The organism is Mesorhizobium sp. M7A.F.Ca.MR.362.00.0.0 (assembly GCF_004023175.1).
Taxonomy (GTDB): Bacteria; Pseudomonadota; Alphaproteobacteria; order Rhizobiales; family Rhizobiaceae; genus Mesorhizobium.
Genome location: NZ_RZTF01000346.1, coordinates 1 through 6768 on the forward strand (window position 1 = coordinate 1; position 6768 = coordinate 6768).

Here is a 6768-nt window from a genome sequence, read left to right on the forward strand (position 1 = left end):
CAGATGCACGTCGAGGTTGGCGAGCGGCTCATCGAACAGCACTAGCGAGGGCGCGGCGACAAGGCAGCGCGCCAGCGCCACGCGCTGGCGCTGGCCGCCGGAAAGATTGGCCGGCCGACGCTCGCCCAGCCCTTGCAGATTGACAAGGGCGAGTGCGTCTTCAACCTTCCGGCGGGCGACAGCCTTGTCGAGCTTCGCCACCTTCAGCGAATAGCCGATGTTCTCGGCCACCGTCATATGCGGCCACAGCGCATAGTTCTGGAAGACGATGCCGACACGCCGCTTTTCCGGCGCGACGCTGCCGCCCTTGCCCGACACGACCTCATTGCCGATGCGGATTTCGCCTGAGGTCACTTTCTCGAATCCGGCCACCAGCCTCAGCAACGTCGTCTTGCCGCACCCGGAAGGGCCGAGCACTGCCAGGAACTCGCCGTCGGCGACGTCGATCGACACGTCCTTGACGGCATCGAAATTGGCGAAGCTCTTGGTCACATTGTCCAGGCTCAATCGCGCCATGGCAGCACTCCGGTCGGAAGGTAGGGGGCAAGCAGATTGGTGACCAGCATCAGCACGAAGGTGACCGCCACGGTGATGACGGACATCGCCGCCGCATAGTTGGAATCGCCGCCCTGCTCGAAGGAGAACATCACCACGCCGATGGTTTCCGAGCCCGACGACCACAGCAGCGCCGAAACGGTGAGTTCGCTCAGTGCCGTCATGAAGATCAGCAGGCCGCCGGCGATCGCCGCCGGTGCCACCAAGGGAAAGATGATCGTGCGCATGCGCGTGAACAGCCCGGCGCCGGCCACTTGCGCAGCCTCCTCCAGCGCCCGGTCGATCTGGTGATAGCCGCTGATGGTTGGCCGCAGCGCCAGCACCAGGAAGCGGGCGAGATATGCGTAGAGGATGATCCAGACGGTGTTGTAGAGCTGGATGCCGGTCAGCGGGATCGGCCGCAGGAACATGAGCAGCGAGGCGATGGCCAGCACCACACCGGGCAGTGCATAGGGCAGTTCCACCGACAGATTGAGCAGCCGCACCCAGCGCTGCTTGCCCCATGCGATCAGATAGCCGATCGGCACGGCAACCAGGACCGCGAAGAAGGCCGCCGCGATCGACAGCCAGAAGCTGTTGAAGAAGGCGCGGCCGGCCGCGTCATGCTCGAACAGCACGAAGCGATAATTGTCGAGCGTCGCCGTCTTGGCGGTGAGCGCGATGCCGTAGCCCGGCACCAGCGATGTCAGAACCAGCCCGAACAGCGGCAGGAACAGCACTACGATGATCAGCAGCCACATGCCGGCCTGCACGGCGGGCCGCCAGCGGCCGAGTTCGTATGGCTCGGCCGAAAGCGATGTGGAGCTGATGCGATAGTCGCGGCGGCGGCTCATGATCTCCTGGGCAAGGATACCGGCCATGGCGATGATGCCGATCAGCACCGACAGGAACGCGGTTTCGCCGAGGACGGCGGGGCCGCCGCCAGCCAGCTTCTGATAGATCAGCGTCGGCAGCACGAGATAGTTGGCGGGAATGCCCAGAAAGGCCGGAATGCCGAACTTGCCGACGCAGGAGACGAAGGCGAGTGCGGCGGCCGCCATGATCGACGGCGTCATCAAGGGCAGCACGATGGTGACCAGCACGGTGAACCAGCCGGCGCCGCCCGCCCGCGCCGCTTCGACCAGCTCGCGCGGCAGCTTGCGCAGGCCGGCGCGCACCAGCAGGAAAACCAGCGGGCCATACTGCACGCCGAGCAGCAGGATGATGCCCGATGTCGAATAGAGCGGATTCCTGGTACCGAGCGGCGGTGCCGCCCCGAACAGCTTGAGGAACGGGCTTGCCGGGCCGAACAATTGCAGCCAGGCCAGCGCCGTCACCTGCGGCGCGATCATCAAGGGCATGACGTAACAGAGCACCATGGCGCTGCGAGCGCGGATATCGGTCAGAGTGACGAGGACGGCCACCAGCGTACCCGACAACACCGCAAGCAGGGTGCCGCCGATACCGACGACCAGTGTGTGCCAGGTGGCGACCCAGGTCGCCGGACTGGCGAGCCCCGCCTTTATCGCGACGGCCGACAGCGTGCCGCCGGGTGCCACGATCTCCTTGATCAGGCGCAGCATCGGCAGCAGCGAAAGCAGGACGATGACGATGGCCACCGCCGCCGTCAGGACCATTTCCTGGCCCCGGCTTTCCCTGATCCGTGTTGACATGATTGCTTTTCCTGGGATCGATCAGCCGATGCGCTCGGGTTTCGCAGTCGGCATGCCGCTAGGGGGGCATGCCGACTGGATTGCCGGCTCAGCCGCCGAACAGTTCCGAGAACTTCGCCTTGTCGGCGTCGGTCTTGGCGACGATTGCCTTGGTGTCGAACGACATCACCTTGACCTTGACGCCTTCCGGCAGCCATTCGGGGCGGCCGACCGAGGCGCGCGCCGGCAGATAGCCCATCGAAAGCGCAAGCTTCTGGCCGTCATCGGAAAGAATGAAGTCGACGAACTTCTTGGCGCCATCGACATTCCTGGCGGTCTTCATGATGGCGACCGGTTCGGTCACTGCCGGCACACCTTCCGAGGGGAACACGAACTCGACCGGGGAACCCTTCTTCTTGGCGTTCATCGCCATGAAGTCGACGAGGATGCCATAGGGCTTCTCGCCCGAGGCCACCGACTTCAGCACCGCACCATTGCCGCGCACGCTGACGGTGTTGTTGGTCTTCAGCTTCTGGAAGAAATCCCAGCCATAATCGGCGTCGCCGACGAAGCCTGAAAGCAGGTAGGCGGCGGCACCCGAATAGAGCGGGCTCGGCATGACCAGGCCATCTGCATAGGCCGGCTTGGCGAGATCTGCCCAATGCTGCGGCTTCTCGGCCGCAGCGGTGTTGTAGACGATGCCGGTGGTGATCAGCTTGCTGCCGAAATAGGTCTTGTCGGCATCATAGGCATCCGCTTCGATGCCTTCGAGCTTTGCCTCGGGATAGGGCAGCAGCCGGTCGTCCTTCTTCAACAGCTCCATCGAGACCGCATCGGCGATCAGAAGCACGTCGGGCTGCGGGCTGCCGGCGGCAAACTCGGCCGCCATCTTAGTCAGGATATCGCTCGTTCCCGAGCGATAGATGGTCACGTCGATACCCGGCTGTGCCTTCTTGAAGGCATCCACGGTCTTGGCCGCGTCGGCTTCTGGTTGGGACGTGTAGAGCGTCAGTGTTTCGGCGTTTGCCACCCCGGCAAACAAAGTTGCCGCGAGTGCCAGCTGGCTGGCCAGCAGCTTGATGAAGTGCGTCTTCAATGAGACCTCCTGTCTTGTCTGTGCATGACCGGTCCGGCTCTGGCCGGCTCCCCGTCTCTTCCTCCCTGCACGGCGCATATGACTGGTGGATGACACAGCGCGTGAAACCCACAAAATATGTTCATATGTACGATGTCAATTACAAATGAACAGAAATGTGCAACAATCGACACGCCGAAGATCCGGCATCAGTTGACATCCGGCCGGTGTTTCCTTGATGAGCACCGGGCAGGCCACGGCTCATGAGGGACAGGAACCGATGACCACAGAAAAACCCAGACAGGCTCGCCTGCCGATGGTCTCGTCGGACCTTACCGTCAAGACGGCATGGCTCTACTATGTCGAAGGTTTCACCCAGGAACAGATCGCCGAAAAGCTCGATGTCTCCAGGGTGAAGGTCATGCGTACCCTGGCCTCGTGCACCGCCGAAGGCATCGTCGTCACCATGATCAACGCGCCGACCGCCGGACAGGTGGCGCTCGAGCGGGAGCTGGAAAAGCGCTGGGGTCTGAATGCCGCCGTCGTCATCCCGACGCCTTCGGCGCATGACCATCTGGAGAAGGCCATCGGCCACGCCGTCGCGGCCTATCTCGGCGAGCAGATGCAGGACGGCATGACGTTGGCGATCGGTGGCGGCGCGACCCTGCATGCCAGCCTCGGCTTCCTTGCCCGCCGGCAGTTGAAGCGTGCCTGCGTTGTGGCGCTCGTCGGCAGCCTGCCGCATTCGCAATGGATCAATCCATCGATCGTCGCAGCCAAGGTCGCAGACGTCTTCGAGGTCGACAGCTACCAGATCACCGCGCCGGTGACGGTCGACAATTCCTCGCTGCGTGATCTCCTCTGGGCACAGCCGGCCCTGCAGGATGTGCGCCAACGCGCGGCGACCGCCGACATCGCGCTGCTCACCGTCGGCGACATGTCGCCGGACGCCACCATCTTCCGGCACGGCATCGTGCCGTCATCGCTGATCGCTCCGCTGAAAGCGAAGGGCGCGGTCGCCAACATGCTGTGCTATTTCGTCGATGCCGCCGGCGGACTGGTCGACCACGAGGTCAACAGCCGCGTCATGGCCATCGATCTCGATGTGGTCAGCAACGTGCCTAATGTCGTTCTTGCCGCGGGCGGCAAGCGCAAGGTCGCGGCGATCCTCGCCGCGCTGAAAGCCGTCGACACCAACGTGCTGATCACCGACAGCGATACCGCCACGGCGCTGCTTGCCAAGGGCGGCTGAGCCGGTTCGACTGGCTCCGGTGTTTCCCGCTAAATGAGCCCGCGCTCGCGCAAAAAATCCTCGACACCAACATGGGTCATGGATTCGAATTCGGCGACCGCCTCGGCCACCCGCTTGCGCTGCGCCGCCAACAGCGTGAACACCTGCTTCATCTCGCCGGAAACGCCAAAACGGCTCCACCGCTCGGCGATGTGCGTGGGCAAGCCGATGTCGGCGCAGAACGCGTCCAGGCTGTCATAGCCGAGGCTGGCGACGAGCTGCCTGGTCTCGTCCGCCGACATGCGCGGCTCGAAGGCGTGGTCGTGCAGGCGCTGCGCCACCAGCTTGATGTCGGATGGCGACGCGCCCATGACCTTGCCGAACAGGGTTTTGACGTCAGACGGGTCGAATGCAGGCATATTTTGGCCTCCCTGGATCGCAATCCAGATAGAACATGGGTCAAGGGTCGGCGCCTGACAAGTCGTTTCTGTCGTAAGCCGGCGCATCATTCGGCGCCGGCTTCTGCTTGATGGATCAGACCAGCAGGCCCATGGGATTTTCAAGGAGGCGCTTGAAGGCGACCAGCAGTTCAGCCCCCAGGGCGCCGTCGACGGCGCGATGATCGGTCGACAGCGTCACCGACATCACCGTGGCGATCTTGATCTCGCCGTTCTTGACCACCGCCCGCTCCTCGCCGGCACCGACCGCTAGGATGGTCGCATGCGGCGGGTTGATGACGGCGGCAAAGTCCTTGATGCCGAACATGCCGAGGTTGGACACCGCCGTGGTGCCGCCCTGATACTCTTCCGGCTTCAGCTTGCGGCTGCGCGCGCGGCTGGCCAGGTCCTTCATCTCGTTGGAGATGGTGGACAGCGTCTTTTCGTCGGCCTTGCGGATAATCGGCGTGATCAGGCCGCCCGGGATCGACACGGCAACGCCGACATCGGCATGCTTGTGCTTGACCATGGCGCTTTCGGTCCATGAGGCATTGGCATCCGGCACCGCCTTCAGTGCCATCGCCATCGCTTTGATGACCATGTCGTTGACCGACAGCTTGTAGGCCGGCGCCTCGCCCTTATCGGTCTTCTTCACCGGGGCTGCCGCATTGATCTGCGTGCGCAGCGCCAGCAGCGCATCGAGCTCGCAGTCGAGCGTCAGGTAGAAATGCGGGATGGTGGTCTTGGCCTCGACCAGGCGCCGCGCAATGGTCTTGCGCATATTGTCATGCGGGACGAGTTCGTAGGAGCCCTGTTCGAACAGTTTCAGGACCTGATCATCCGACATCGCCTTTACCGCAGGCGCAGGAGCGCCAGCAGGAGCCTTGGCGGCAGGCGCCGCCTGGGCACCGCCACCGGCAATCGCCGCGTCGACATCCGCCTTCACCACCCGGCCATGTGGGCCGGTGCCAGTCATCACGGCAGACACATCGACACCGGCCTCCTTCGCGATGCGGCGCGCAAGCGGCGACGCGAAGGTGCGCTCGCCAGCCGCATGGCCGTTGGCAACTGGAGCCGCATCTGCCTTGGATGCGGTGGCGACCGGTTCGGCCTTGGGTGTCTCAGCCTTCGGTGCGTCAGCCTTGGGAGCCTCCGCTTTCGGCGTCTCGGCTTTGGCTGGTGCGGCAGCATCGCCGCTTTTCGCGGCAGCGCCCGCATCCTCGCCCTCTCCGGCGAGCACGGCGATCAGCGCATTGACCTTGACGCCTTCGGTGCCGGCGGGAACGACGAGCTTGGCAACCGTGCCCTCATCGACAGCCTCGACTTCCATCGTCGCCTTGTCGGTCTCGATCTCGGCAATCACATCGCCCGGCGAAACCTTGTCGCCTTCCTTGACGAGCCACTTGGACAGATTGCCCTCTTCCATCGTGGGCGACAGGGCCGGCATGGTGATGTTGATTGGCATTTTGTCCTCCCGCCCGGTTCAGCGATACGTGACGGCTTTGACCGCCTCGATGACCTCGCCGACATTCGGCAACGCCAGCTTCTCGAGGTTCGCCGCATAAGGCATTGGCACATCCTTGCCGGCGATGGTGATGACCGGCGCGTCCAGAAAGTCGAAGGCGCGCTGCGACACCTGGTTGGCGATATGGTCGCCGACCGAGTTCTGCGGATAACCTTCCTCCACCACCACCAGGCGGTTGGTCTTCTTGACCGAGGCGATGATGGTGTCGAGATCGAGCGGCCGGATCGTGCGCAAGTCGATGATCTCGGCATCGATGCCAAGGCCACGCAGTTCCGCTTCAGCCTTGACCGCATAGGTCATGCCGATGCCGAAGG

At 63.7% G+C, this 6768-nt stretch carries 7 protein-coding genes; 1 reads left to right on the forward strand and 6 read right to left on the reverse strand.

Annotation, left to right across the window (positions count from 1 at the left end; genetic code table 11):
• The 3 genes from EOC06_RS29310 to EOC06_RS29320 form a co-directional block, all read right to left on the reverse strand.
• The coding region (locus EOC06_RS29310) for an ABC transporter ATP-binding protein (protein WP_164898799.1) at positions 1-516 on the reverse strand (516 nt) is incomplete at its 3' end.
• Positions 504-2207, reverse strand: coding sequence for an iron ABC transporter permease (locus EOC06_RS29315; protein ID WP_128309428.1), 1704 nt, complete (start codon positions 2205-2207; stop codon positions 504-506). The genes EOC06_RS29315 and EOC06_RS29310, both read right to left, overlap by 13 nt.
• An 88-nt stretch (positions 2208-2295) precedes the next feature.
• Positions 2296-3282 (reverse strand): ABC transporter substrate-binding protein, encoded by a 987-nt coding sequence (locus tag EOC06_RS29320; RefSeq protein ID WP_128309429.1) that lies wholly within the window; start codon positions 3280-3282, stop codon positions 2296-2298.
• Positions 3283-3541: 259 nt separating this feature from the next.
• Between EOC06_RS29320 and EOC06_RS29325 the strand changes: the two genes are divergently transcribed.
• The gene (locus EOC06_RS29325) at positions 3542-4513 is read left to right on the forward strand and encodes a sugar-binding transcriptional regulator (protein WP_127330019.1); all 972 of its coding nucleotides are present in this window, start codon (positions 3542-3544) and stop codon (positions 4511-4513) included.
• A gap of 29 nt (positions 4514-4542) precedes the next feature.
• Here EOC06_RS29325 and EOC06_RS29330 read toward each other — a convergent pair whose 3' ends face one another.
• The 3 genes from EOC06_RS29330 to EOC06_RS29340 form a co-directional block, all read right to left on the reverse strand.
• Positions 4543-4911, reverse strand: coding sequence for a hypothetical protein (locus EOC06_RS29330; protein WP_127271283.1), 369 nt, complete (start codon positions 4909-4911; stop codon positions 4543-4545).
• A 115-nt stretch (positions 4912-5026) separates the two neighbouring features.
• The gene (locus EOC06_RS29335) at positions 5027-6394 is read right to left on the reverse strand and encodes a pyruvate dehydrogenase complex dihydrolipoamide acetyltransferase (RefSeq protein ID WP_128309430.1); all 1368 of its coding nucleotides are present in this window, start codon (positions 6392-6394) and stop codon (positions 5027-5029) included.
• Positions 6395-6412: 18 nt separating this feature from the next.
• Positions 6413-6768: transketolase C-terminal domain-containing protein (locus EOC06_RS29340; RefSeq protein WP_281062121.1), on the reverse strand; the 356-nt coding region annotated here is incomplete at its 5' end.

What these genes read in the sequence shown, in the direction of transcription:
- EOC06_RS29315 (WP_128309428.1), bottom strand. Translation starts at nt 2,207, where the DNA reads ATGTCAACACGGATCAGGGAAAGCCGGGGCCAGGAAATGGTCCTGACG.
- EOC06_RS29325 (WP_127330019.1), top strand. Translation starts at nt 3,542, where the DNA reads ATGACCACAGAAAAACCCAGACAGGCTCGCCTGCCGATGGTCTCGTCG.
- EOC06_RS29330 (WP_127271283.1), bottom strand. Translation starts at nt 4,911, where the DNA reads ATGCCTGCATTCGACCCGTCTGACGTCAAAACCCTGTTCGGCAAGGTC.
- EOC06_RS29335 (WP_128309430.1), bottom strand. Translation starts at nt 6,394, where the DNA reads ATGCCAATCAACATCACCATGCCGGCCCTGTCGCCCACGATGGAAGAG.